Genomic DNA, 25,375 nt, shown 5'->3' on the forward strand with positions numbered 1-25,375 from the left:
CGATTGGCCGTATGGTGGGCCCATGCCCGACAACTCGCGCTTCACCCTGCCCAACGGCTTGCGCGTCGTGCTCGCCCCCGACACGACAGCGCCCGTGGTCGGCGTCTCCGTGCACTACGACGTGGGCTTCCGGTCGGAGCCCGAGGGGCGGACCGGGTTCGCGCACCTGTTCGAACACCTGATGTTCCAGGGCAGCGAGAGCCTGGAGAAGCTGGCGCACTTCAAGATCGTGCAGTCCAGCGGCGGTACCTTCAACGGCTCGACGCACCCGGACTACACCGACTACTTCGAGGTGCTGCCGTCCGCGGCGCTCGAGCGCGCGCTGTTCCTCGAGGCGGACCGCATGCGCGCGCCGAAGCTGACGCAGGAGAACCTCGCCAACCAGATCGACGTGGTCAAGGAGGAGATCCGGCTCAACGTGCTGAACCGGCCCTATGGCGGGTTCCCGTGGATCCTCCTGCCGCCGGTGCTCTACCAGACCTTTCCCAACGCGCACAACGGTTACGGCGACTTCACCGACCTCGAGCAGGCGAGCCTGGACGACTGCGCCGCCTTCTTCGACACCTTCTACTCGCCCGCGAACGCGGTGCTCACCGTCGCCGGTGACGTCGAGCCGGAGCGGGCGCGCGAGCTGATCGAGAAGCACTTCGGCGACGTGCCGCACCGGCCCGCGCCGGCCAAGCGCTCGTTCGCCGAGCCGCCGCCGGCCGGTGAGCTGCGCGGCAGCCACACCGACCCGCACGCGCCGCTGCCGGCACTGGCGGTCGGCTACCGGATGCCGGATCCGATCAACGATCTCGACGGCTACCTCGCGAACCTCGTGCTCGCCGGGGTGCTGACCGACGGCGACGGGGCGCGGCTGCAGCAGCGGCTCGTGCACCGTGAGCCGCTGGTCACCGACATCGGCGCGGGAGCCGGGCTGTTCGGCCCGTTCGAGGCACGCGACCCGGACACCTTCTCCATCACCGCGATCCACGCGCCGGACGTCTCGCCCGACCGCGTGCTCGGCGCGGTCGACGAGGAACTGGAGAAGCTCGCCGCGACCCCGCCCGAGCCGCAGGAGCTGGCGAAGGTCACCGCCCGCTGGAGCGCGAGCCTGCACTCCGAGCACGACCGCCTGGTGTCCCGGACCCTCGGCCTCGGCTCGTTCGAGCTGCTCTACGGCGACCCGTCCCTGATGTACCGGCTGGCCGACCGGATGGCCGCCGTCACCGCCGAGGACGTCGCGGCGGCGGCGAAGGCCCTGCGCCCCGACTCGCGCGCGGTCCTGGTCGTCGAGCCCCAGAATGGAGAGAGCAAGTGACTTCAGCGACGCATCGCGACGCGGCGGAGATCGGCCGGACGGAGCAGGGCCCGCGCCCGGTCCCGCCGCTGGGCGACCAGCGCGCCGCCGCAGGTCTGTCCTCTGTGGACACCACGCTCGGCAACGGGCTGCGCGTGCTCGCCGTACGCAAGGCGAACGTGCCGCTGGTCGAGCTGCGGCTGCGGGTTCCGTTCGCGGGCGCCGATCCGCTGCACTCCGCGACGGCCGAGGTGCTCGCCGAGACGATCCTCACCGGCACCGCCCGGCGCGACCGGATCGAGATCGACACCGAGCTGGCGCTGATCGGTGGCGAGATGAACGCGTCGGTGGACCCGGAACGCCTGTCCGTCAACGGGAACGCGCTCGCGAGCGGGTTGCCGACGCTCCTGGACGTGCTCGCCGACGTGCTCACTTCGGCGTCCTATGTGGACAATGAGGTCGGCCGCGAGTCGGTGCGCCTGGTCGAGCGGCTCGCGGTGTCGCGCACCCAGCCGCGGGTGATCGCGCGCGAGGCGCTGCTCAAGCACGTCTACCTCGACCACCCGGTCACCAAGGAGGTGCCGGAGGCCGAGGACGTCGCGAAGGTGACCCCGGACGCCGTGCGCGCCCTGCACGCCAGCGCGGTGCTGCCGCGCGGTTCGGTGCTGGTGATCGTCGGCGACTTCGACCCGGCGACCGTCGTGGCCGACATCGAAAAGGCCTTGCAGGGCTGGCAGTCCGGCGATTCCGCGTCGGTGCTGCCCGAGCTGCCCGGCGTCGCCGGCGGTGACGTGCTGCTGGTGCCGCGGGCCGGTGCCGTGCAGGCGCAGATCCGGCTCATCGCCCAGGCGCTGCCGCGGACCGACCCGCGCTACGCCGCGCTGCAGCTGGCGAACCTGACCTACGGCGGGTACTTCTCCTCGCGGCTGGTGGAGAACATCCGTGAGGACAAGGGTTACACCTACAGCGCGCACTCCGGATTCGAGTTCACCGGTGCCACGGCGACGGTCGGGGTGGACGCCGACACCGCGAACGAGGTGACCGCCGCGGCGGTGCTGGAGACGTTCTACGAGCTGGGCCGGCTCGCGCTGGTGCCGCCGTCGGCCGAAGAGGTCGAGTCGGTGCGCCAGTACGCTGTCGGTTCGCTGCTCACCTCGACGGCGTCGCAGGCGGGACTGGCCAGCCAGCTGTCCGCGCTCGCGTCGAGTGGGCTGGGCGCCGAGTGGCTCGCCGAGCACCCGGGGCGGCTGCAGGCCGTGACGGTGGACGACGTCGCACAGGCCGCGCTGGACTTCTTCGCGCCGACCCGGTTCACCGGTGTCGTCGTCGGCGACGCCGACAGTCTCGCGCCGAGACTGGCCGCGCTCGGCGGGTTCACCGTCGGTGAGCCTGGCGAGTCATGACCGCGCCGTTCCAGCTGGCCAAGCTCCCGACCCTGTCTCGGTCCACTGTGGACCGCCAGGAAACCTTGCGTACCAACCCGGAGCGGCTCGTCTCGCGCTGGCCCGGGGCCCAGGTGGTGGTGCTCGACAGCAGGTCGCGCACGCCGGTCCGGGAGGGCGAGAACGTGCTCGCCACCCGGAAAGCGCTTACTTTCGGGGACACGCCGCCGGATGAGGCGGTGTTCCTCGGCGAGTGGCAGGGCGTCGACTACTGGTCGCTGCCCGGCGAGCCGGCGGGTGAGCCGGAACTCCTGGAGGCGGAGGGAAGCTGGGGCTTCGCCGAGCAGATTCCGCGCTACGACGGCGAGTTGTGGGTCGATTTGCGGGCGTTCGGCGACCGTTTCGACGACACGTCGGCGGGCCTGTTCACGACGGCGCAGTCGCTGCGCAACTGGCACCGGGCGGCCCGGTTCTGTGCCCGCGACGGCAGCCCGACCCAGCGCATCCAGTTCGGCTGGGCGACCCGGTGCGAGGCGAAGGGGCACGAGGAGTACCCGCGCACGGACCCGGCGATCATCTGCCTCGTTCACGACGAGACCGGGGTCAACGGCGAGCGTGTTCTCCTTGCGCGGCAACCGGTCTGGCCGAAGGGCCGGTACTCGGTGCTCGCCGGTTTCGTGGAGGCGGGGGAGTCGCTGGAGGGGTGCGTGGCCCGCGAGATCCGCGAGGAGGTCGGCGCCGAGGTGCGTGACGTGCGGTATCTCGGCAGCCAGCCGTGGCCGTTCCCGCGGTCGATCATGCTCGGTTTCGCCGCACGCGCGGACTCGTCGCTCCCGCTGGTTCCGGCGGACGGCGAGATCGAGGAAGCGCTGTGGGTCGCGCGCGCCGACGTGCGGGCGGCGTTCGCGAACAACGGCGCGCCGACCCCGATCGGCGACGGTGACGCGAGCATCATGTTGCCCGGCAACTCCTCGATCGCGCGCGTGATGCTGGAAGCGTGGGCGTACGCCGAATCCGGGGCGTGACATGCGGCTGGTGAACGAGGGCCTGGCTTTCCTGCTGGAGCTGCTCGCTCTCGCGGCGCTGGCCTACTGGGGTTTCGCGACCGGCGACGGGACCACGTGGAAGATCGTGCTCGGCGTCGGGGCGCCCGTGCTGGCCGCCGTCGTGTGGGGCCTGTTCGCCGCGCCGCGCGCGACGTTCGGCCTGCCGATCGCGGGCATCCTGGTGGTGAAGGCGATCGTGTTCGGCGCGGCGGTCGCGGCCCTCGTCGTCACCGGGAACCCGGTCCTCGCGGTGATCTTCGCCGTCCTGGTGGTCGCCAACACCACCTACGTCACCGCCACCCGCCGCCGGCGCACTTAGCTCGGCTCCGTTGCCAGTGCGTCGAGGGCGGTGCGCACGATGTCGCCGGGGTCGTCGGCGATAGCGGCGACGATGCCGTGCTCATCGGACTCCAGCGGTTCGAGGTCGGCGAGCTGGGAGTCCAAAAGGGACACCGGCATGAAGTGCCCGGCGCGGTGCTTCATTCGGTCGGCGATGAGTTCCCGCGGCCCGTCGAGGTGGAGGAACCAGACGTCACCCCCACCACGCAGCACGTCGCGATAACGGCGTTTGAGCGCGGATGAGGAAACCACACCGCCGGCGGCCCGATGATCGTGGATCCACGCGGCGATCGCCCGCAGCCACGGTCCGCGGTCGTCGTCGGTGAGCGGATGGCCGGCGGACATCTTCTCGATGTTCGCCTTCGGGTGGAACGAATCGGCCTCCGCGTACTCGACACCGAGACGTGCCGCCAGGTCCTGACCGACCGTCGTTTTTCCGGATCCGGCCACGCCCATCACCACGATGACCATCATTTCGCCCCTCCGACCTCGTCGTCCCCGGGTAGTAGCGTCACATCATGGTGGACGGCAGACATGCGCGGGTCCTCGACGAGCTGGGTACCGCGATCGTCACCGGGCGCATTCCGGCGGGCACGGTGCTGCGCCTCGAACAGTTGCAGGCGAACCACGGCGCCTCCCGGACGGTCGCCCGCGAGGTCGTCCGCGCGCTCGAAGCCATGTGCCTCACCACCAGCAAGCGCCGGGTCGGGATCACCGTGCGCGATCCGGCCGGCTGGAACCATTTCGATCCACGCCTGATCGGCTGGCAGCTCGACAGCGACTACCGCGCGCAGGCGCTGCGGACGCTCATGGAGCTGCGCTGGGCCGTCGAACCCACGGCCGCGCGCTTCGCCGCGGTGCGCGCGAGCCCGGAGGACCGCGGACGGCTGCGCGCGCTGGCCACCCGGCTGGAGATCACGGCCGAGGCCCGCGATCCCGCCACGTTCCTGGAGCACGACATCGCCTTCCACCACGTCGTGCTCGCCGCGTCCGGCAACCCGATGTTCTGCCAGCTCTCCGCCGTCGTCGCCCAGGTCCTCACCGGGCGCACCGAGCGCGGGCTGATCCCGGCGGAAGCCGTCGCGATGCACGTCCAGGTCGCGAAAGCCGTCGACAGCGGTGACGCCGAGCAGGCCGAACACGTCATGCGCGGCATCATGGAGCAGGCCCGCGACAAGGTCGCCGAGCAGTTCGATAATCTTCGCCGGAACACGACTACCGGGGGCAAGTGATGAACGCGGCGCGGGCAATCGGGCTGCTGCTGGGGGCGGCCGCCGACGGGGTGATCGGACGAGGCGAACTCACCCCGATCGAACGCGGGCTTCCGACAGCGGGCGGGCTCGTCGTGGCCGGAATCGTCATCGAACGGGCCACCAGGCGCAGCCCGGTGCTGCAGGCGCTCGGCACCGCTGTCGCCACCTGGGCGGTGCTCGGCGGGGCCAGGCTCGCCACGGACGGTACGGCGCTGGCCCGCGATCTCGAAGAGGGCCGGCTCGACGAGGCCCGTGGCGCGCTCGCCGAGCTCGACACCCGCGAGACCGAAAGCCTTGACGTCATCGGACTTTCCCGCGCGACGGTCGAGTCGCTCGCGCGGCACACCTCGGATTCCGTGGTGGGGCCGATGTTCTGGGGCGCGGTCGCCGGGATTCCCGGGCTGGTCGGTGCCCGGGCGCTGACCCTGTTGCGGGTCCAGGGACCCTTGGCCGAGCTGGCGAGCTTCGCGCCGACGCGGGTCGCCGCCGCGCTGACCGTCACCGGCGCACCGGTCGTCGGCGGTTCCGCGAGCGGCGCGTGGCGGGCCTGGCAGCGGGACACCGTCGCGCATCCGGACCCGAAAACCGGCCGGATCGAGGCGGCTTTCGCCGGTGCGCTGGAGGTTCGCCTCGGCGGGCGGACGGCCTACCCGAGCGGCGTCCAGGAGCGGCCGGTGCTGGGGGACGGGCGCAATCCCGACGCCGGGCACGTGACTCGGGCGGTCGAGCTGTCGCGCGTCGTGGGCTGGCTGGCCGCGATCAGTTCTGCCGTGCTGGCTCTTCTGACTGGTCTTCGGCGGCGGCAGACTCGTTAGCCTCGTCTTCCGCGAGAATCTGCGCGACGGACTTCCGCTTCCATTTTTCCTTGGAGCGTTCGCCCATTTCCGCCAGCACACCACCGGGTTTCAGCTCCCGGATGGTGAAGTAGGCCAGGCCGCCGAGCGCCATCAGGCCGAACGCGATCCATTGCAGCGCATAGGAGAAGAACGGGCCCGAATCCAACTGCGGCAGCGGCAGCGCGTTCAGCACACCGGGAGTATTCGGGTCGAGCTGGTAGTAGCCGCGCCGGATGTCCAGACCACTGGAGTGGGCGACCACCCGCGAGTCCACGTCGTAGCTCTGCAGCTTCCCGGCCGTGGAGGCGTCGGCGAACGCGGGGCGGTTCTTCGGATCGGTCTCGTCCTGCCGGATCCGCGCCAGCACCTGGACGGGCCCGGCGGGCGGCGCGGCGTACGGCGGAACCACGCCGTGGTCACCGGGCTGGACATAGCCGCGGTCGATTAGCACGGTCTCGCCGGTGGTGGTGCGCAGCGGCGTGAGGATCTCGTACGCGGGCTCGCCGAGCACGGTGCGCAGCCGCGCGACCACCTCGTGTTCGGGCAGGTACGTGCCGTCGATCGTGACCCGGGTCCACTCGGTGTGCTGATCGGGTGCGACGCCCGGCGCGAGCACGCTGTCGAGCGGCTTCGGCTCGGCGGTCATGGATGCCTGGACCGCGCTGTTCTGGGCCTCGCGCTCGGAGTTGCGGCTGAACTGCCACGGCGAGAGGAGGTAGAAACAGGCGAAAGCGAAAATCAGTACACCAAAGACCAGCGCGAGCCAGCTGGGCCGGAGCAAGAACTTCCACCGCACGCTCCCACGGTAGCCCCGTGCGGTCAGCGCAGCGCGGCCCGGGCCGCGGTGAGGGCCTGACGGCCGTACCCGCCGCCGAACACCGCCGCGTGCATGAGCAGCGGGAACAGCTGGTGCACCGGCACTCGCTCGCGCCAGCCGTCGGCCAGCGGTGAGCCCTCGTCCTGGGCGCCTTCGGCGTACGCGCCCAGGATGCGGCCCAGCTGCGACGTGCCGAACAGCTGGAGCATCGCGAGGTCGCCCTCGCGGTGCCCGCCGTGTGCCGCCGGGTCGATCAGCCAGACGCCGTCACGCGCCCAGTGCACGTTGCCGCTCCACGCGTCGCCGTGCACGCGTGCGGGCGGCTCCGGGTCGGCCAGTTCGCCCAGCTTGCCGCACAGTTCTTCGAAGACGCCGACCTCGTCGGTGGTGAACTGCTTCTGATCGGCGCACTCGCGCAGGTACGGCAGGACGCGGTGCTCCGCGTAGAACGACGGCCAGTCGGGACTGGGCTCGTTGCGCATCGGCGCGACACCCATCCACGCGTCGGCCGGGCCATCCGGCGGGGGACTGCCGAACGCGTCGGCGCCCCGCAGGTGGAGTCTTGCGAGATTCCGCCCGAACGTCTCGGCCGCTTCGGCGGACGGCGACGCCGGCGGGACGTACTGCATCACCAGCCACTCGTCGTCGTGCTCGTACACGCGCGGCAGCGGCACGTCCCCGGGCTCGCCCAGCCAGCGCAGCCCGGCGGCCTCGGCCCGCGTCGCGCCGGGCCCGATGCCGTGCTTGGCGATGACCGTCTCGTCGGTGAGGCTCACCAGGAAAACCGAGCCGCCGGCCTGCCGGACCCCGATGACACTTCCGCCGTGCAACCGCTCGACCGCTTCGCGAGCGTTCCTCGTCACGCGCGTAGTGTGCCCAACCTCTCGCGCACCCAATCGAGCAGGGCGGGCACCGTGCGCTCGATCATCGCCAGCACGTCGTCGAAGCCGTCGTCGCCGCCGTAGTACGGGTCGGGCACCTCGGCGCCGGCCGGTGCCGACGGATCGAATTCGCGCAGCAGGCGCACGCGGGACGGGTTGTCGATCTTGCGCCGGAGGTCGCGGAGGTGACCGGCGTCGGCGGCCAGCAGGAGCTCCGCGGAGAGGTGCGCCTCGTCGACCTGAGCGGCGACGTGCGTCCCGCCGTACCCGTGCTGTTCGAGCGTCGCCAGCGCGCGGGGGTCGGCGGGTTCGCCGACGTGCCACGGGCCGATGCCCGCGCTGCTCACCCGCACCTGATCGGCGAGCCCGGCGCGGCGCAGGTGCTCGCGGAACACGAGCGCGGCCATCGGGGACCGGCAGATGTTGCCGGAACAGACGAAGGAAAGGTGCAGTGGGGGTTCGGTCACGCCGTTAGTGTGCCGCGTGCACCTTGATGACGGCTTCGACGGCGTCCGGGTCATCGGGGGTCAGGACGGCCGCACCGTCCGGCCGAGGTCGAGGATCAGCGCGGTCTTCTTGCGCGGCCGGCCCGGGTCGAAGCCCGCCCAGTAGCGCGGGCTTGCCGTGCCCCAGATGCGACCCCTGCCGGTGAGCGCGTCCATCTCCACCCGGCGGACCGAACGGATCGAGCGATACGGGATGCGCTTGGTACCCCACGGGAAGTAGTAGCCGCGGATCCGGATCTCGTCGGCGGTGCACTCGATCCAGCGATCGCGATACTCGCTCATCGGCCCAGCGTGACACCGGGGCGGTGCGGCGGCAATCGGGCGGGTGCGAAGATCCCGGTATGCCCGAACTCGCACAGGTCATCGCCGCCCTGGAGGACGCTTATCCGCCTGAGCTGGCGGAAAGCTGGGACGCCGTCGGGCTCGTGTGCGGGGATCCGGCCGACGACGTGGACCGCGTCCTGGTGTGTGTCGATCCCGTCGAGGCGACCGTCGGCGAGGCGATCGAACGCGGCGCGCGGCTGATCGTCGCGCACCACCCGCTCCTGCTGCGCGGGGTGCACGGCGTGCCTGCAGACACCACCAAGGGCCGCCTCGTGCACCGGATGATCCGCGCCGGCATCGCGCTCTACTGCGCGCACACCAACGCGGACGCCGCGAACCCCGGCGTCTCCGACGCGCTCGCGGAGGCGATCGGGTTGCGCGTGCTCAGACCACTCGACCCGCACCGCGAAACCACCGGGATCGGCCGGATCGGCGAGCTGCCCGAGGCCGAATCGTTCGCCGTGTTCGTGCAGCGGGTCGCGGAGGCGCTGCCGGAGACCGAACCCGGCGTCGTCGGTGCCGGTGACCCCGACCGTCCGATCAGGACAGTCGCGGTGTCCGGTGGCGCGGGCGACAGTTACCTCGCCGCCGCGACCGAAGCGGGCGTCGACGCCTACGTGACCGCCGACCTCCGCCATCACCCCGCGGGCGAGCACCTCGAGGCCGGTGGTCCCGCGCTCGTCGGCGTCACGCACTGGGCGAGCGAGTGGCCGTGGTGCGAGCAAGCCTCGGGGGTTCTGCGGCGCGCCTTTGCGGGTAACGTCGACACCCACGTGTCCACCCGCCGCACCGACCCGTGGACCATCCGAACCTCAAGGGAGCGCAACCAGTGAAGGCAGACTCAGCCGTCCAGCGTCAGCTGCTCGAACTCGCGAAGGTGGACGCCGAGCTGTCCCGCGTCGAGCACCGCCGCCGGACACTGCCCGAGCTGGCCCAGATCGAGGACGCCGAGAAGCTGGTCCGCGAGCACCGCGACACCCGCGTCTCGACCCAGACCGCCGCCTCCGACCTCGACCGCGAGATCGCGCGCCAGGAAAAGGAGATCGAATCCGTGCGGGCGCGCGAGGACCGCGACCGCAAGCTGATGGAGTCCGGTTCGGTGCAGGCCAAGCAGATGAACGACCTGCAGCACGAGCTGGACACCCTCGCCCGCCGCCAGTCCGCGCTCGAGGACGACCTGCTGGAACTCATGGAGCGCCGCGAGGCACTCGAGCTGGACGGGCAGCGCACCGGCGCCGAGCTGGACAAGGCCGAGCAGGCTCTGGCCGACGCCGGGCGCCGCCGCGACGAGGCCGTCGCGGACCTCGACACCACGCAGGCCCGCCGCGACGAGGACCGGGCGAAGCTCGTGCCCCGGTTCCCCGAGCCGCTGCTCAAGCTGTACGAACGGGTCCGCGCGCAGAAGGGCATCGGCGCGGCGCTGCTGCGGGCTCGGCGCTGCGGGGCCTGCCAGCTGGAGCTCGACCGGAGCACCATCTCGGAGATCAAGACGGCCGCCGAGGACGAGGTCGTACAGTGCGAAAACTGTGGCGCGATCCTGGTGCGCACGCTGGAGTCCGGCCTGTGAAGGTGATCGTCGAGGCCGACGGCGGTTCGCGGGGCAATCCCGGTCCCGCCGGCTACGGCGCGGTGGTCAAGGACGCCGAGACCGGCGCGATCCTCGCCGAGCGCAAGGACGGGCTCGGCATCACCACCAACAACGTCGCCGAGTACACCGGCCTGGTCGCCGGGCTGACCGCGGCGGCCGAGCTCGCGGCGTCCACTGTGGACGTCCGGATGGACTCGAAGCTCGTCGTCGAGCAGATGTCCGGGCGGTGGAAGATCAAGCACGCCGCGCTGCAACCGCTGGCGCGGCAGGCGAAGGAGCTGGCCGCCCGGTTCGAGCGGGTGTCCTACGAATGGATCCCGCGCGCCCAGAACACGCACGCGGACCGCCTCGCCAACGAGGCGATGGACGCCCAAGCGTCGCCCACCGCCGCGCCCGCCACGACGCCGGCCCGCTGGACGGGCGCCCGCGGCAAGCCGACGCGGCTGCTGTTGCTGCGCCACGGCCAGACCGAGATGTCTGTCGACCGCCGGTACTCCGGGCGCGGCGACGTGCCGCTGACCGAGCTGGGTCGCGAGCAGGCGGCGGCCGCGGCGAAACGGCTCGCCACGATGGCCGGCGGGGAACCGATGCCGGTCGTCACCTCGCCGCTGACCCGCACCCTGCAGACGGCGCAGGCGGTGGCGGACGCGATCGGCACCCGGGTCGAGACGAACCAGGGCCTGATCGAGACCGACTTCGGCGAGTGGGAGGGCATGACCTTCCGTGAGGCCGGCGAGCGGGACCCGGACCTGCACGGGCGATGGCTGCGCGACGCCTCCATGCCGCCGCCGGGCGGGGAGAGCTTCGACGCGGTGTACCGCCGCGTGCTCGTGGCGCGTGACGAGCTGATCGACGCGTACGGCGGGCAGACGGTGGTGGTCGTCAGCCATGTCACTCCGATCAAATCGTTGCTGCGCCTGGGTTTGGACGCGGGGCCGTCGCTGTTGTTCCGGCTGCACCTTGATCTCGCGTCGTTGTCGATCGTCGAGTTCTACCCGGACGGCAACGCGTCCGTGCGGCTGGTCAACGACACCTGTCACCTCAGCTGAAGGACCGCCCACAACGCCACCACCGACGCGACGAGTGTCGCCGGCGCGGTGAGCATCCCCAGCCGGAAGAAGTCCCGTGACGCCGGGCGTTCCGGCAGGGTCCGTCGCCACAGCAGGGTCGCCAGCGAACCGTGGTAGGTCGCGTTCGGGCCGAGGTTCACCCCCAGCAGCACCGCCAGCACCAGGCCGGCGGCCGGATGCGGGCCCAGTGCGGCGACCAGGAGCAGCGTCGCGGGCAGGTTGTTGACGACGTTCGCCAGCACCGCCGCGATCAACGCCGTGAGCAGCAGCGCGGGCAGGCTCGTCGCGTCCGGCAGCACGGCCCCGAGCAGGTTCTCCGGCACGAGGTCCACCAGCGTCGCCAGCACGAACACCACCAGGCACAGCACCGGGTTCGCCGCCCGCACCAGATCCGAGACCCGCACGAGGCGCCGGGCCAGCGCGGGCCCGGCCAGCACCACGGCGGACGCGGCGGCGACCCACACCGGCTGGGCGTGTGCCAGCTCGGCGAGCCCAAACCCCGCCAGCGTCAGCGCCACCACGACCAGCGCGAACACCGGTGCCGGCGGCCCGTCCGCCTCGTTCACCCCGGAACCGGTGAGATCCCGCGCGAAGAACCGCACGAACACGCCCAGCTCGATCGCGATCGTGACCAGCCACGGCAACGCCATCAGCTGCGCGAACGCCGCGAAGCTCAGCCCTGACGCCGAGAACGCCAGCAGGTTGGTCAGGTTCGACACCGGCAACAGCGTCGAAGCCGAGTTGGCCAGGTGCGCACACGCGTACACGTGCGGCCGCGGGGCGAGCCGCAGCCGCTCCGCCGTCGCGTACACGACCGGCGTGAGCAGCACGACCGTCGCGTCCAGGCTGAGCACCGCGGTGGTGCCGGCGGCGGCCGCGAAGGTCAGCACCAGCAGTCGCCGCGGGCTGCCGTGACAGGCCGCGGCCAACCGTGCGCCCAGCCAGGTGAACACGCCGTACACCCCGGCCAGGTGTGCCACCACGAGGATCGCCGCCAGGAACCCCAGGGTCGGCAGTACCTCGCGCACCCGATCACGCTAGCCGGTCAGGCGTTGACCCCGATCGGCTCCGGCGTGGCCGCGCCGCGGGCGGCGTCCTTCTCCAGTTCGCGGATGATCGGCAGCACGTGCTTGCCGAAGTGCTCGACCTCCTCGTGGTAGTGCAGGAAACCGAGCAGCAGCAGGTTCGCGCCGCGCCGCTTGTACTCGATCGCGCGCTCCGCGATCTGCTCCGGCGTGCCGATCAGGCGGGTGCGGAAGCCGTCGTTGTACTGCACCAGATCGGGGAACTCGGAGTCGGCCCACATGCCTTTCTTGTCCGAAGTGGAACTTCCCGCCTGCTGTACGGCCGAGCGGAACCCTTCCACCGCCTCGGCATTCGCCTTCGCGACGATCTCGCGCAGCGTGTCGCGGGCCTCGGCTTCGGTCTCGCGGGCGATCACGAACCCGTTGAGCCCGAACCGCACCGGGTGGTCGTTCTCCGCCGCGTAGCCGCGGACCTCCTCGACCTGCTCGGTGAAACCGTCGTAGTCCTTGCCGTTGCTGAAGTACCAGTCGGAGACCCGGCCGGCGAGCTTGCGTGCCGCGGTGGAGTTGCCGCCCTGGAAGACCTCGGGATGCGGGCGGCCGGGCGAGGCGATCGGCTTGGGCTTGATGTCGAAGTCGTGGATCCGGTAGAAGTCCCCGGCGAACTCGGCGCTGTCGCTGGTCCACAGCTGCTTGAGCACCCGGATGAACTCCTCCGACCGGCGGTACCGCTCGTCGTGCTCCAGCCACGGCTCGCCGAGACCGGTGAACTCGTCCTTGAACCAGCCGCTCACGACGTTCACCGCGGCGCGGCCGCCGGACATCACGTCGGCACTGGCGACGAACTTCGCGAGCACGCCCGGGTGCCACAGGCCGGGATGGATCGCCGCGATCACCTTGAGCCGTTGGGTGGCCAGCAACAGGGCGAGGCTGAAGCCGGTGGACTCGTGCTGGTAGGCGGCGCCGTAACTGGCGGTATAGCGGACCTGGGTGAGCGCGTACTCGAAACCGTTGTTCTCGGCGATGACCGCCAGGTCGCGGTTGTATTCGTAACCCCAGTCGGTGCGCTGCTCGATGTCGCTGGTCACGAGACCGCCGCTGACGTTGGGGACCCAGTAGGCGAATTTCAGGGGCTCTTCGGTAATGGGCATGCCCGGGAGTGAAGCGAGGGCACGCGCGCGAGGGCAATGGTGTCCACGACCTGGGACCGGGCTACCCTGGGTGACGCGGACGAGTTGGCCGGGCGGCCGCGAGGGCGTGAGCCTTCGAGGAAAGTCCGGACTCCGCAGGGCAGGGTGGTTGCTAACCGCAACCCGGGGTGACCCGCGGGACAGTGCCACAGAGAACAGACCGCCCCAGCGCGTGCTGGGGTAAGGGTGAAACGGTGGTGTAAGAGACCACCAGCATCCCGGGTGACCGGGATGGCTCGGTAAACCCCACCCGGAGCAAGGCCAAGAGGGCACCTTCACCGGTGCCTGCGCAGGCGTTCGAGGGCTGCCCGCCCGAGCCTGCGGGTAGGCCGCTCGAGCCTGCCGGCAACGGCAGGCCTAGATGGATGGCCGCCACCGCTTTCGCGGTACAGGATCCGGCTTACAGGCCAACTCGTCCGCCTTCGACCGGCGTGTTCGCCCGCCACGCTGGCGTGTTTGCCCGCCACGTCGGTGAGTTGGCCGCGCGCGGGGCGAACACGGTGACCTGGCGGGCAAACACGACGGTTAAGCCCTGCCCTCATCGCGACGCACATCCCGCGCGCCTGGACGATCGCCACCGCGGCGCGGACGCTCGAAGCGGTCGACGTCATGCTGCGGCGCCTGCTCGGCGAAGCCGTGTCGTCCGCCGAAGTCGCCGAGGCAGCCGAACTTGCCCGTCAGGCCACGGAAGCGTGCACGCCCGAAGGTCCCCGTCGCCGCGAAGGCCACCCGCGGCTGGTCCGACGCGGAGTGGGACGAGGCGTCCGCTCGGCTCCAGGAGGACGGGATCCTCGACGCCGACGGGCTCACCGGCAAGGGGGTAGCGCTGCGCGAGCGCGTCGAGGAGCGGACGAACGCGGCCGCTTGCGCACCGTGGCGGCGCCTCGGCGCCGAGAAGTCCGAGCGGCTGCGCGAGCTCGGCCGTGGGCTGCGCGGGCTCGGCCGTCGCGGCGGGCGCGTTCCCGGACGGGCTTTTCGCCGCCCCGCGGGCCTGACGTGCACGGATAGTGACCGCCTCAGAGAGCAGGTCATGCTTCCGCTATCCGGCACATGATCGACTAGGCCGGGCGCCTTGTGATTGTCGGGTAGAACTCTTGCCTCCGAACGGGGCATGCCAAACTATGGTCCGCCGGAACCGAGCGGCGGTCCGAACAACCCAGAGTGAGCAGAGACAACGCTGACGGGGTCGGTTCGTGTCCAAACTACGCAATACGAGTGGACGGGGTTATTCCTGAGCGGCCTTGCGGACATGATGGAAGGCGACGAGTTCAGGGAGAGTGGCCGTACTGTGCCTGGTGAGGAGCGACGACCTACGACGGAGAGCACTTTGACCGTTACGGGTAGTCACGCCATGATGTAGACCGGACCAGACCGTTCAACCCCGTGGGCCCCGCCCGGCGAGACCCATCCGACCACGCTCCTCGCACCCGGGAGTACGCGATGACCATGATGACACTTGTGCAACACCTGGCACAGGGCGAGATCAAGACCCGAGGTGTCCAGCAATGGCTGCTGGACAACGTTATCCCGCTGGTACTGCTGGCCGTCGCGCTGCTGCTGCTCTGGCTGGGCGGTGGCAAGGGCGACAACGCCGGCGTGATGAAGCGCCTCGCCGGGGTCGTGATCGCGCTCGCGATCATCGGCCTCGCGGTCAGCGGGCTGGGCGTGAACGTCGGCGAATGGATCGCCGGCCTGTTCACCGGTTAGCGGAGCCCTCGTGCGGATTCGAACCGATGACGACGTCTACCGGGTCGATGCGGTCTGGCTCGGCCCGCCGAAGGCCACCTTCCCGTGGCGTGCCAGGTACGTGTCGTGGGGTGTGGGCATCGCGGTCTTCCTGGTCGTGCTGACCGTCGAGCGGCAGATCGGCGTCGGGTTCGGTTTCTTCTCCACGGCGTGGGCGTTCATCCTCACGATCTTGATCACCAGGCTGATCACGAGCAAGATCAGTCATGAGCGCCCACTCGGCGCGGTGTTCACGATGTGGCTGCGGGAGCTGCACACCCCGCGCGAGCGGCCACGAGGAGACGGCGGCGCGGTCACCGCCACGAAGCTCCGGATCCGTCCCCAGCGTCCCTTGCCCAAGCACAAACGCGTGGGCCCCCGGCAGGGGGCCGGAAACAACACTCACAGGCCCCGAGCACGCCAAGGCCGCGCTGCGGTCAAGGCGAGGAGGTAGCTGTTGTTCGGTCGCCGTAAGGACCGGGAGCACGACGCGGGCGGCGCCACCCAGTGGCAGCCGCGGCCCGGTCGTGGCGTGCCGCCGAATGCCCAGAGAGCCCAGCCGAAGCAGGGCAGGCGGTTGCCGGGGGAGCAGGCCATCCCGAGCTACACCCCGTCCATCGCCGCCCGCAGCATCGACGGCCACCTGGTCCGCACCGGGCACGAGGTGTACGCGTGGTACCGGCTGGCCCCGCAGCGCTGGTCGTTCCGGTCCGACTCGCAGCGCCGTGACCTGATCGCCGCGATCGCCGGGCAGTATGCGGAGCTGCAGGGCCGCTGGCTGCACCTGCGGGTGACGACCCGGCCGTACCCGATCCGGATGTGGGCCGAGGCGCATGTGCACAACGCGGTCGGCCGTCCCCGGGACACGCCGGGCACGCTGTCCTTCGACGACTACCTGATCGGCGAGCAGCAGCAGCTCATGGGCCGCTCGATGGCCGAGAAAGAGGTCTACCTCGGGGTCCAGGTGCAGACCCGCCGGATGGTGGACCGCGCGGTGGAGAGCGCCGCGCCGCTGCTGCGCCGGATCCTGCCGGAGGCCGTGGACGCCGAGCTGACCGCGCTGGACTCCGAGGTCGAGCACCTCGACCAGGTCATCGGCTCGTCGGGGCTGGAGGGCCGTCCGGTGCACGCCGAGGAGATGTCCTGGCTGATGCACCGGTCCTGCTCGCTCGGCCTGCCCGCGCCCCGCAACATGCCCGCGGTGCCGGGCGCGGAATGGGAGCCGGAGGACCTGGCGAGTTTCACCGACGCGGCGGACTTCCACGCCGACCCGTACGCGCCGACGCTGACCGTGCGCGGGCGCACCGGGTCGAACGCCGGGGTGCGCCGCCATCTCGCGGTGCTGACCGTCGGCCAGATGCACGGCCTGCAGATCCCCGAGGTGGACGACCCGTGGGTGCAGCACGCGGACCGGCTGCCGGCTTCGGTCGAGTGGTCCGCCCGGATCTACGTGCGCCGCCCGGAAGAGGTGGCGGGTGAGCTGCAGCGCCAGATGAACAAGGTGCGTTCGCAGGTCAAGCACTACACCGACGAGCACGAGCTGGAACCGCCGCAATCGCTTTCGCGCCAGGCGTCCCGGGTGCTCGAGATCGACGACGAGATGACGTCGGGTTTCACCGCGCTGGCCACCCGGGTGCGTTCGTGGTGGCGGCTGGCGGTGTCGGGCCCGACCGAGCGCGACGCGCTGCGCCTGGCCCAGCAACTGCTGGACCTGTACAAGCCGAAGATCGCGATCGAGCATCCCGAGGCGCAGTACGCGATGGCCCGCGAGTTCATCCCGGGCGAGCCGCTCTCGTCCGCGGCGTACATGCGCCGCGGTTCCGTCGTGTGGGCGGCCGCGGCGGTGCCGACGGCGACCGCGGAGGTCGGTGACCGGCGCGGCATCCTGCTCGGCGAGACGGTCACCGCGACCCGGCGGCCGGTGGCCTGGGACCCGTGGATGGCGCAGGAGATCCGCGACGGCTCGGGGCTGACCGCGATGGTCGCCGGCCTCGGTGGCGGCAAGTCGTTCCTCGGTGGCGGCATCGTCTACAAGACCCTGCGCGCGGGTGCGAGCTGGACGCTGCTCGACCCGTCGGGTCCGCTGTCGCGGCTGTGCGACCTGCCGGAGATCAAGCCGTACGCGCGGCCGATCAACCTGCTCAACGCCCAGCCCGGAATCCTCAACCCGTACCGGGTGGTCGCCGAGCCGCAGCTCGAACACTTCCTCGACGAGGAGAACCCGGAGCGGGCGTGGCGGCGCGAGCGCGCGCTGGCCGGGGCCACCCGGCGGCGGCTCGTGCTCGACGTGCTGGCCGGGATCCTGCCGTACGAGGTGGCACGCATGCCGCAGAGCCGGATCGTGCTGCTGCGCGCGGTCCGCGCGGTCGGTGGCCGTTACGACGCCGACCCGGGGCAGGTCATCGACGCGCTGCGCCGGGACTCCAGCGAGCATCACGAGCACGCGGTCGTGGTCGCGGACTTCCTCGACGAGATGCGCGAGCGAATGTCCTTGCTCATCCCGGAAAACGACGCCGACCCGTACTCCGAGGGCCGCGACGACCGGCTGACCGTGCTGACCATGGCGGGGCTGACCCTGCCGAAGGACGGCGTCGGCCGCGAGCACTGGACCGACGCCGAGGCGCTCGGTGTCGAGATGCTGAACCTGGCGGCGTGGCTGACTCAGCGGTCGGTCTACGAGAAGCCGAAGGACCAGCGCAAGGGCGTCTGGATCGACGAGGCGTTCTTCCTGTCCGAGGTGCCGACGGGGCGGGTGCTGATGAACCGGTTCGCCCGTGACTCGCGGAAATGGAACGTCCGGGTGCTGCTGTCCTCGCAGATCCCGGCGGACTTCCTGAAGATCCAGGGTTTCGTGGCGCTGCTGGACTCGGTGTTCGTCGGCCGCCTCGACGACGACGAGGCGCAGGCGGATGCGTTGCGGCTGCTGAAGGTTCCGGTCGGGGTCGGCTACGAGCAGGTCGTCGCCGCGCTCGGCCGGCGGCCCGGCGCGCACCGGGACGCCGAGCGCGACCGCGAGCCGCGGCAATTCATCTTCGGTGACGGCGCGGGTGGCGTGGAGCGGATCCGGGTCGACTTCTCCGGGCCGCACCTGGAACATCTGCGTGCCGCGATGGACACCACACCCGGTTCGAAGGACGCGTTGCCCGCGGACAACCGCGCGGCACGCGAGGCCGAGCAGCAGCAGAAGGCCCAGTACGTGCCGGCCCCGCCACCGGACGACGACGAGCTGGAACAGGATCTGGAGCTGGCGGCCGAACGCGAGGTCGGCCTGACCGAGGAGCAGTTGCTCGCCGAGGAGGTGCCGGGTGCTTCGAACGGCGCCGCGACGAGCACCGAGAACGGCGCCGAGCCAGAGGGGGAACACGCGACCGCGGGTAAGCGGGGCGGTCACGGCCGGGACGCCGCATGACGACCCTCCTCACGCTCGGTGGAGTGCTGGCCTTCTCCTGGGGCTGGTACGCCTTCAAGGGTTTCGTGCGCCGTGGCGGGTTCCGGGGCAAGCGTCCCGGGCGGTGGGCCACGATGGTCGCCGTCGCGTTGCTGGTCGGTCTGCAGGCCGTAGCCACCGCGCCGGCCGCGTCGGCCGCGGCGTGCGGTGAGGCGCCGACGCCGGAGCGGCCGGGCTCGGGCATGGTCGGCGCGATCGACCCGCCGGCCACACACGGCGAGAACGGCAGCGCGTACCTGGACTACAGCTACGCCGGGATGGTCTGGTACGTCTACCAGACCGACTGCAGCCCGTTGTCCGGCATCACGAGCCCGAACTCGACGATCGACACCTGGGCCGGCAACGAGATGTTCGACATCGGCAAGAACATCGTCGGTGCCACGAACTCCTTGCACTACACGGTGATGGAGGGCGGGCTGCTCAACCCGATCTACGGAGCGGTGAAGAGCGGCGCGGAGAAGGTCTACAACAACATCTACGCCCAGCTGTTCGGGCTCGCGGCACTGATCCTCGCGATCCTGATGTTCCGCAACATCTGGCGCGGCGATCTGTCCACAGTGTCCAAACGCGCGCTCTACGGGCTCGGCGCGGTGTGGCTCGCCGCGTCCTCGCTCGCGATGCTGAGATATTTCGATCCCATCGACAAAGCGATCGTCCAGACCACCACGAACATCCAGGCGGGGTTCGTGGACGACTCGGGCAATCGCGTGGTCCGCGAGATCCTGCCCACCGAGCTGCACACCCAGGTCGTCTACAACAACTGGCTGCGCGGCGAGTTCGGCGCGCCGGACGCCGCGCAGGCGACCCAGTTCGGCCGGCCGCTGCTGGACGCGCAGGCGTTCACCTGGGACCAGGTGCGCAACGGCGACGATGCGAACCAGGCCGTGGTGGACTCGAAAAAGGCCGCGTACAAGAACATCGCGGGCCAGCTCGGTACCGCCACGCCGTACTTCACCGGCGAAGGCGGCAGCCGTACCGGTTCCGGTTTTCTCGCGCTGCTGCAGAGTCTCGTGTACGCGCTGTTCCAGTTGGTGGCCAAGGCTTCCGTGCTGCTCGCCCAGGTGCTGATCCGGCTGTTCGCGCTGACCGCGCCGCTGATCGGCCTGGTCGCGCTGGTGCACCACGACATCCTGCGCCGGGTGGGCAAGGTGCTCGGCGGCGTCGGGTTCAACCTGATCGTGCTCGCGGTGCTCGCCGGTGTGCATTCCTTGCTGCTGCAGGCGATCTTCGGCGCGGGCAACTCGCTGTCGATGCTGACGCAGATGGCACTGGCCGGTCTGGTGACCGTGCTGCTGTTCCTCATCGGCCGCCCGGTCCGGCGGTTGTGGCAGATGGTGGAGATGTCCGTCGGCATGGTCGGTTCGTCGATTCCGGCGCCCAGCGGCGGGATCTTCTCGCGGTTCCGCCGCAAGCCGGGGCCGACACCGCAGGACGAGTTCTGGCAGGGCGTCCGCGACGCGGACGACAGCGATGTGGAGACCCGTGGGCCGATCGGCGCGACGGCCGGTGGCGGCCGCTACCGCCCGGAGGCGACGATCTTCGCGAACTCGCAGCGGCTCGACGGCGCCGGTTCGATGGCCGCGCGCCCGGCCGCCGCGTGGTCCGGCGCGCCGTGGCCGGGCGGGGGAGCGTTGTCCGGTAACGGAAACCGGCCCGCGCTGCCGTCCGGTGGCGGGCCCGGGGTGTACCCGTCGTACGGGCCGGGCGGCGGTGGTCAGGACCACTACGTGTACTCGGCACCGCCGGGTACCACCCGTCGTTCGGACGCCGGCTGGGTGCCACCGCAGCCGCAGAGCCGGCGCGTGGACACCTCGCCCGTGTTCAACCGGGACGATCTGCCGGACTCGGTCGTCGTCCCGTCGCGGATGCGGTCGACGCCCGCGGCGCCCTTCGTGCCGGCGCAGCAACCGCGCCGCGCCGAGCGCGAACTCGTCGGCGGCAAACCGGTGCACGTGATCTACCGGCCGTCCCGCGGAATCGAGGTGCGCGAGGAACCGCGCGACACCGATCAAGTCGTGAGGTAAGAGATGCCGATCAGGACCAACCGCGGGCGGGCCGCGGTCTACCGCCGCCTGTGGGGTTTTCCCCTGCGCTCGCCGCGGCATCTCGCCGGGACCGCGATCGCGGTCGCGATCCTCGTGCTGGCCATCGGGCTCGTGGTGCCACAGCTGCTGGGGCCCGGGCAGCGCAGCACCGTCACCCCGGCCCGGATCCCGGACCCGGCGTCGACGGCGGCGCCCCGCCCGGCGAGCGGCTCGTCCTCGGCCCCGATGTCGACGAGGCTGACCGCGCCGCTGGTGCAGCCGACGTCCGCGGCGCCGAACCCGGAGGCGCTGAACATCGCGAAGCTGTGGGCGCAGGCGTGGGTGAACCACCCGGCCGGGATCACGAACGCGCAGTGGCTGGACGGGCTCCGCCCTTACACCACCGACGAGTTCCTGCCGCAGATGTCCACAGTGGACCCGTCGAACATCCCGGCGAGCAAGGTGACCGGTGACCCGAGCGCCGCCCAGTCCTACACCAGTTCCGTCCTCGTCGTCGTGCCCACCGATGGGCCCAAGCTCAGCATCACCGTCGCGCAGACCCCCGCCGGGTGGCGGGTGGCCGAGTACGACCAGGCGAGCTGAGTATGCGGCTCGGGGTACTGATCGGGGTGGTGGTCGCTGTGCTCTTCGCGGGTGTGCTGACCGCCGGCGTCGTGGTGAAGGTGGTCACCGACCAGCAGGCCGCGCAGGCGCAGGCGGTGCAGAACACCAGCTGCGACGCGGCGATCGGCCCGACCAGCCCCGGCCAGGCACAGACCGCGCAGGGTCAGGCGCAGGGCCTCGACGGCGACCAGCGGCAGATCGTGCAGCAGATCGTGGACATCGGCAAGCAGCGCAAGCTGTCGCCGCGGGCGTGGCAGATCGCGATCCAGGCGGGCATGACCGAGTCGGGCCTGCGGAACCTCGCCTACGGCGACCGCGACTCGCTGGGCATCTTCCAGATGCGGCCGTCGATGGGCTGGGGCAGCGTGCCGCAGTTGCAGGACATCGGGTACGAGATCAACAAGTTCTACGACGTGCTGCTCGCGGTGCCGGGCTGGGACCAGCAGCGGCCGGGTTCCTCCGCGCAGGCCGTCGAGCGTTCCGCGTTCCCCGAGCGGTATCACCGCTGGGAGCCGATGGCGGCATATCTCGTGGAGAACGTCGGTCAGGTGGCGGACATGGTCGGCTGCGGGCAGAGCGCCGGGCTGGCGCTGCCGCCGAACCAGGCCGCCGCGTCGGCGATCGCGTTCGCCTTGGGGGAGCAGGGAAAGCCGTACGTCTGGGGCGCGGAGGGGCCGGACTCCTACGACTGCTCGGGCCTGATGCTGCGCGCCTACCAGGCCGCCGGCATCACCCTCGACCGGGTGTCGCAGGACCAGTACCACGACGGCGCGCTGCTGCCCGCGCGCACCGCGCAGCCCGGTGATCTGCTGTTCTGGGCCTATGACCCGTCGAACCCGAACACGATTCACCATGTGGCGATGTACCTGGGTGATGGGAAGATAGTGGAGGCCCAGCAGACCGGCGTGCCGGTGCACGTCCGGTCGGTGTCGTTCGACGAGAGCGAGCTCGTGCCGCAGGCCGTGCGGCCGGGTGTGTGACCAACGGAGAGTTCTGTGGCCAAGAAATTCGGGAAGAAACGCAGCCCCGGCAAGGATCCGCGGGATCTCTTCGGCGCGCCCCCACCGCCGCCGCGGTCGGCCGCGCGCCCGGCGTCGAGTACCCCGCTGGCCGACTACCTGGCGCCGAACTGGCCGGGGGTCGACGAGAACTACGTCGTGCTGCCGCGCTCGCTCGCCGAGGGCATGTCGTTGCCGTGGCAGCAGCAGATGTCCGCGTTGCTGGCGCAGTTCCACCAGCAGCACCAGAGCCTGTCGTGGCCGGTGTACCGGGTGGTGCCCTCGCGCTACGAGAACCTCGCCGACCTGGACGAGGAACAGCTCGCCGAGGCGGGCTACCTGGTGGAGATCGACGCCGACGGGGAAATGGTGTACCGGGAGCGCAGCGGCCGGAAGGTCGAGGACCCGGAGCACACGCGCGTGCTGGTGTCGGTGCTCGACCCGATCGCGCCCCGGCGTGGCCGGAGTGACGCGCCCGCGGAGCCCGCGCCCGAGCGTCCGCGCGCGGCGCCGATGAACATCCCGCCTGGCCCGGTCTGGCGTACGACGCCGAAGCCGCCCGAGGCGCCGCCCGCCGAGGAGCCGCGTGTGGAGCGGGAACCGCGTGTGGAGCAGGAGTCCGCGAAACCGCGGGTGCCGCCGCTGGGTTTCGAGGCGGCCTTCGAGGAGAAGCCGGCTGTGGAAGGGACTCCCGAGCCGGTCGAGCCCGACGCCGATTCCGACACCCCGCCTCGCGGCATCCCGCTGTCCGACCGCGGCTGGTTCGACGAGCACCCCGACCAGCAGCCCGGCCAGTTCGGTCCTAGCGGGCAGCCGACGGAACTTCCCTATCGCTACCGGTCTTGACGGGTTCCTCCGCGACGTACTTGCCGCCGCGGAGCCAGGAAGCGATGGCCGCGACCAGGCAGGCCACGATGGCGAAGCCGAACGCCACGGTGAGTCCGGTCGCGAACGGGCCCGAGATCAGGTCGGGGAAGAACTCGCGCCCGGTCAGGAAGTCCGCCCGCGCCGGCGGCAGCTGGTGCAGGACGTTCGGGTCCAGCAGCGTCTGCAGCGGGTTGTAGCCCAACAGGGACGCGAACAGTACGGCGACCGGCGGCAGCGCCGCGAGCGCGCCGGCGCTCGACGCGGGCACGCCCTGCGCGACGAGCCCGCTCGTCAGTGTCTGCGGCAGGGTGCGCGCGATCCCGGTGATCATCAGGCTGAAGAAGATGCCGATCGACAGCACCATGGCCGAGTTCTGGAACGTCGTGCTGATGCCCGCGCCCACCCCGCGCTGGTGCGGCGGCAGGCTGTTCATGATCCCCGCGCGGTTCGGTGAGGCGAACAGGCCCATGCCGAGCCCGTTGACCAGCAAGGCGAGCGCGAACTGCCAGTAGGAGAAGTTCACCGGCAACATCAGCAGCCACAGGAAGCTCAGCGCCGCGATCACCATGCCGCCGGTGGCGAACGGCCGCGCGCCGAAGCGGTCCGAAAGCCAGCCCGAGATCGGCCCGGCGACCAGGAAGCCGACGGTCACCGGCAGCATGTAGATCCCGGCCCACAGCGGGGTCGACTCGAAGCTGTAACCGTGGCGCGGCAACCAGATCCCCTGCAACCAGATGATCAGGATGAACTGCAGCCCGCCGCGGCCGAGGGCGGACAGCAGGCTCGCGATGTTCCCGGCGGTGAAGGCGCGGATCCGGAACAGCCGGAGCCGGAACATCGGGTCCGGCACCTTCGTCTCGATGACGCAGAAGATGGCCAGCACCACGATCCCGCCGAACAGCGCGGCGAGCACCATCGGGTTGGTCCAGCCCATGGTGTGCCCGGCGTAGGGCTGGATGCCGTAGGTGATGCCGACGAGGACCGCGATGAGGCCCACCGCGAAGGTCAGGTTGCCCCACCAGTCCAGGGTCGCGGGGTTGCGGACGCCGGTGTCGTGCAGCTTCCAGTACGCCCAGATGGTGCCGAACACGCCGATCGGCACCGACACCAGGAACACCGTGTGCCACTCGACCGGCCCGAGCAGACCGCCGAGCACGAGCCCGATGAACGACCCGGCGATCCCCGCGACCTGGTTGAGGCCGAGCGCGAGACCGCGCTGCTCGACGGGGAACGCGTCGGTGATGATCGCGGTCGAGTTGGCCATCAGCAGCGCGCCGCCGACGCCCTGCAGGATCCGCATGATGATCAGCCACAGCGCGCCCGCTGTGCCGTGCATCCAGGTGACCGACAGCAGGATCGAGAAGATGGTGAAGACGGCGAAACCGGCGTTGTACATCCGGACGCGGCCGTACATGTCGCCGAGGCGCCCGAAGCTCACCACGAGCACGGCGGTGACCACGAGGTAGCCCATGATCAGCCACAGCAGCAGGCTGGTGTTGCCGGGGGCGAGCGGGTCGATCCGCAGGCCGCGGAAGATGTCGGGCAGGGCGATCAGCAGGATGGAGGAGTTGATCGTCGCGATGAACACGCCGAGTGTCGTGTTCGACAGCGCTATCCATTTGTACCGCGGGTTCCGCACGGCGACGGCGGCCCGTGCCTGACGATCCACGTGACCCCACCTCTCACTGTTTATATGCCATAACTAACTATATCTCGCGGGCATGACAGCGGCGGGGTGAGATGGGACGCTCGGGGCATGAACGATCCGAACCCGGACCAGGGTTGGTACTACAACACGACGACCGGTGAAGTGGAACATCTCGAGCGCTCACGCTCGATCGACCTGCTCGGCCCGTACCCCGACGAGGCGACCGCCCGCCGCGCCCTGGACATCGCCCGCGAGCGCACCAAAAAGGCCGACAAAGAAGACGCCGACTGGGACTGACCGCCCTCCGGCGAGTCCGACGCTCACGACCGCGAGTCCGACACTCGGGACGCCGAGTCCGACGTTCCAGACGCCGAGTCCGACGTCCACGACGCTGAGCTCGACACTGGCGACGCCGAATTCGACGTTGCGGCTGCGCGAATGTCGAGTTCGCTGTCGTGGCTGTCGAACTCGCGGTCTCCAGCGTCGGACTCGCCGTCTCCGG

Annotated in this window: 26 protein-coding genes, 1 other RNA gene and 1 pseudogene; 20 read left to right on the forward strand and 8 right to left on the reverse strand. The window is 70.8% G+C overall.

Annotated features, from left to right (window positions below; translation table 11 throughout):
* Positions 1-22: 22 nt before the first annotated feature.
* The 4 genes from LOZ83_RS34120 to LOZ83_RS34135 are packed head-to-tail and all read left to right on the forward strand — an operon-like array spanning position 23 to position 4,029.
* Positions 23-1,303 (forward strand): pitrilysin family protein, encoded by a 1,281-nt coding sequence (locus tag LOZ83_RS34120; protein ID WP_236795943.1) that lies wholly within the window; start codon positions 23-25, stop codon positions 1,301-1,303.
* A complete protein-coding gene (locus LOZ83_RS34125) occupies positions 1,300-2,685 on the forward strand; it encodes a pitrilysin family protein (RefSeq protein ID WP_236795944.1) in 1,386 nt (461 codons plus the stop codon). Before LOZ83_RS34120 ends, LOZ83_RS34125 begins: the two co-directional genes overlap by 4 nt.
* Positions 2,682-3,689 (forward strand): NAD(+) diphosphatase, encoded by a 1,008-nt coding sequence (gene nudC, locus LOZ83_RS34130; protein WP_236795945.1) that lies wholly within the window; start codon positions 2,682-2,684, stop codon positions 3,687-3,689. Before LOZ83_RS34125 ends, nudC begins: the two co-directional genes overlap by 4 nt.
* A gap of 1 nt (position 3,690) precedes the next feature.
* Complete coding sequence (locus tag LOZ83_RS34135; RefSeq protein WP_236795946.1) at positions 3,691-4,029, forward strand: YrdB family protein; 339 nt, start codon at positions 3,691-3,693, stop codon at positions 4,027-4,029.
* Here the strand turns inward: LOZ83_RS34135 and LOZ83_RS34140 are convergent.
* Complete coding sequence (locus LOZ83_RS34140) at positions 4,026-4,523, reverse strand: gluconokinase (protein ID WP_236795947.1); 498 nt, start codon at positions 4,521-4,523, stop codon at positions 4,026-4,028. The genes LOZ83_RS34135 and LOZ83_RS34140 overlap by 4 nt on opposite strands.
* A 44-nt stretch (positions 4,524-4,567) precedes the next feature.
* Here LOZ83_RS34140 and LOZ83_RS34145 point away from each other — a divergent pair, with 44 nt between their 5' ends.
* Both LOZ83_RS34145 and LOZ83_RS34150 read left to right on the forward strand, forming a co-directional pair.
* Positions 4,568-5,281, forward strand: coding sequence for a FadR/GntR family transcriptional regulator (locus LOZ83_RS34145; protein WP_236795948.1), 714 nt, complete (start codon positions 4,568-4,570; stop codon positions 5,279-5,281).
* Positions 5,281-6,117, forward strand: a complete 837-nt coding sequence (locus tag LOZ83_RS34150) for a cobalamin biosynthesis protein (RefSeq protein ID WP_236795949.1) — start codon at positions 5,281-5,283, stop codon at positions 6,115-6,117. The genes LOZ83_RS34145 and LOZ83_RS34150 overlap by 1 nt, the downstream gene beginning before the upstream one ends.
* Here the strand turns inward: LOZ83_RS34150 and LOZ83_RS34155 are convergent.
* The 4 genes from LOZ83_RS34155 to LOZ83_RS34170 are packed head-to-tail and all read right to left on the reverse strand — an operon-like array spanning position 6,062 to position 8,624.
* The gene (locus LOZ83_RS34155) at positions 6,062-6,934 is read right to left on the reverse strand and encodes an SURF1 family protein (RefSeq protein WP_236795950.1); all 873 of its coding nucleotides are present in this window, start codon (positions 6,932-6,934) and stop codon (positions 6,062-6,064) included. The two genes, LOZ83_RS34150 and LOZ83_RS34155, sit on opposite strands and share 56 nt — an antisense overlap.
* Positions 6,935-6,957: 23 nt before the next feature.
* Entirely contained in the window at positions 6,958-7,818 is an 861-nt protein-coding gene (locus LOZ83_RS34160; protein ID WP_236795951.1) for a fructosamine kinase family protein, read from the reverse strand.
* Positions 7,815-8,303 (reverse strand): low molecular weight protein-tyrosine-phosphatase, encoded by a 489-nt coding sequence (locus tag LOZ83_RS34165; protein ID WP_308190363.1) that lies wholly within the window; start codon positions 8,301-8,303, stop codon positions 7,815-7,817. The genes LOZ83_RS34160 and LOZ83_RS34165 overlap by 4 nt, the downstream gene beginning before the upstream one ends.
* Before the next feature lie 60 nt (positions 8,304-8,363).
* Positions 8,364-8,624, reverse strand: coding sequence for a PH domain-containing protein (locus LOZ83_RS34170; protein ID WP_236795952.1), 261 nt, complete (start codon positions 8,622-8,624; stop codon positions 8,364-8,366).
* A 59-nt stretch (positions 8,625-8,683) separates the two neighbouring features.
* On the opposite strand from LOZ83_RS34170, the gene LOZ83_RS34175 reads away from it, so the two are divergent.
* Genes LOZ83_RS34175 through LOZ83_RS34185 form a run of 3 tightly spaced genes read left to right on the forward strand, consistent with a single transcriptional unit; the run spans position 8,684 to position 11,303 of the window.
* The gene (locus LOZ83_RS34175) at positions 8,684-9,499 is read left to right on the forward strand and encodes a Nif3-like dinuclear metal center hexameric protein (protein ID WP_236795953.1); all 816 of its coding nucleotides are present in this window, start codon (positions 8,684-8,686) and stop codon (positions 9,497-9,499) included.
* Positions 9,496-10,233 (forward strand): zinc ribbon domain-containing protein, encoded by a 738-nt coding sequence (locus LOZ83_RS34180; RefSeq protein ID WP_236795954.1) that lies wholly within the window; start codon positions 9,496-9,498, stop codon positions 10,231-10,233. The genes LOZ83_RS34175 and LOZ83_RS34180 overlap by 4 nt, the downstream gene beginning before the upstream one ends.
* Before the next feature lie 2 nt (positions 10,234-10,235).
* On the forward strand, positions 10,236-11,303 hold the full coding sequence (locus LOZ83_RS34185) for a bifunctional RNase H/acid phosphatase (protein WP_236796020.1): 1,068 nt from the start codon (positions 10,236-10,238) through the stop codon (positions 11,301-11,303).
* Here the strand turns inward: LOZ83_RS34185 and LOZ83_RS34190 are convergent.
* Entirely contained in the window at positions 11,291-12,352 is a 1,062-nt protein-coding gene (locus LOZ83_RS34190) for an SLC13 family permease (protein WP_236795955.1), read from the reverse strand. The genes LOZ83_RS34185 and LOZ83_RS34190 overlap by 13 nt on opposite strands.
* A gap of 17 nt (positions 12,353-12,369) precedes the next feature.
* Positions 12,370-13,500, reverse strand: coding sequence for a dimethylsulfone monooxygenase SfnG (sfnG, locus tag LOZ83_RS34195; protein WP_236795956.1), 1,131 nt, complete (start codon positions 13,498-13,500; stop codon positions 12,370-12,372).
* Between the two features lie 80 nt (positions 13,501-13,580).
* On the opposite strand from sfnG, the gene rnpB reads away from it, so the two are divergent.
* From rnpB to LOZ83_RS34240, 10 genes and pseudogenes are all read left to right on the forward strand, one after another.
* Positions 13,581-13,958, forward strand: an RNA gene (gene rnpB / locus LOZ83_RS34200) — RNase P RNA component class A.
* A gap of 151 nt (positions 13,959-14,109) precedes the next feature.
* Positions 14,110-14,187 (forward strand): annotated as a pseudogene (locus LOZ83_RS40930) (hypothetical protein); the annotation flags it as partial.
* 22 nt (positions 14,188-14,209) lie between these two features.
* Positions 14,210-14,593, forward strand: coding sequence for a hypothetical protein (locus tag LOZ83_RS34205; protein WP_236795957.1), 384 nt, complete (start codon positions 14,210-14,212; stop codon positions 14,591-14,593).
* Positions 14,594-14,979: 386 nt separating this feature from the next.
* A complete protein-coding gene (locus LOZ83_RS34210) occupies positions 14,980-15,246 on the forward strand; it encodes a hypothetical protein (protein WP_236795958.1) in 267 nt (88 codons plus the stop codon).
* A gap of 10 nt (positions 15,247-15,256) precedes the next feature.
* Positions 15,257-15,718 (forward strand): hypothetical protein, encoded by a 462-nt coding sequence (locus LOZ83_RS34215; protein WP_236795959.1) that lies wholly within the window; start codon positions 15,257-15,259, stop codon positions 15,716-15,718.
* 78 nt (positions 15,719-15,796) lie between these two features.
* Positions 15,797-18,673, forward strand: a complete 2,877-nt coding sequence (locus LOZ83_RS34220; RefSeq protein WP_236796022.1) for an ATP-binding protein — start codon at positions 15,797-15,799, stop codon at positions 18,671-18,673.
* Positions 18,670-20,736, forward strand: coding sequence for a magnesium transporter (locus LOZ83_RS34225; protein WP_236795960.1), 2,067 nt, complete (start codon positions 18,670-18,672; stop codon positions 20,734-20,736). Before LOZ83_RS34220 ends, LOZ83_RS34225 begins: the two co-directional genes overlap by 4 nt.
* Positions 20,737-20,739: 3 nt before the next feature.
* Complete coding sequence (locus tag LOZ83_RS34230) at positions 20,740-21,339, forward strand: hypothetical protein (RefSeq protein WP_236795961.1); 600 nt, start codon at positions 20,740-20,742, stop codon at positions 21,337-21,339.
* Between the two features lie 2 nt (positions 21,340-21,341).
* Entirely contained in the window at positions 21,342-22,340 is a 999-nt protein-coding gene (locus tag LOZ83_RS34235) for a C40 family peptidase (protein WP_236795962.1), read from the forward strand.
* 15 nt (positions 22,341-22,355) lie between these two features.
* A complete protein-coding gene (locus LOZ83_RS34240; RefSeq protein ID WP_236795963.1) occupies positions 22,356-23,204 on the forward strand; it encodes a hypothetical protein in 849 nt (282 codons plus the stop codon).
* On the opposite strand, the gene LOZ83_RS34245 is transcribed toward LOZ83_RS34240, so the two are convergent.
* Positions 23,161-24,894, reverse strand: a complete 1,734-nt coding sequence (locus LOZ83_RS34245; protein WP_236795964.1) for an MFS transporter — start codon at positions 24,892-24,894, stop codon at positions 23,161-23,163. The two genes, LOZ83_RS34240 and LOZ83_RS34245, sit on opposite strands and share 44 nt — an antisense overlap.
* An 87-nt stretch (positions 24,895-24,981) precedes the next feature.
* On the opposite strand from LOZ83_RS34245, the gene LOZ83_RS34250 reads away from it, so the two are divergent.
* Positions 24,982-25,170 carry a hypothetical protein gene (locus LOZ83_RS34250; RefSeq protein WP_236795965.1) on the forward strand — a complete coding sequence of 63 codons (189 nt, stop codon included), beginning with the start codon at positions 24,982-24,984 and terminating at the stop codon, positions 25,168-25,170.
* Positions 25,171-25,375: the final 205 nt, after the last annotated feature.

It is taken from the genome of Amycolatopsis sp. GM8, assembly GCF_021653975.1.
Lineage (GTDB): Bacteria > Actinomycetota > Actinomycetes > Mycobacteriales > Pseudonocardiaceae > Amycolatopsis_E.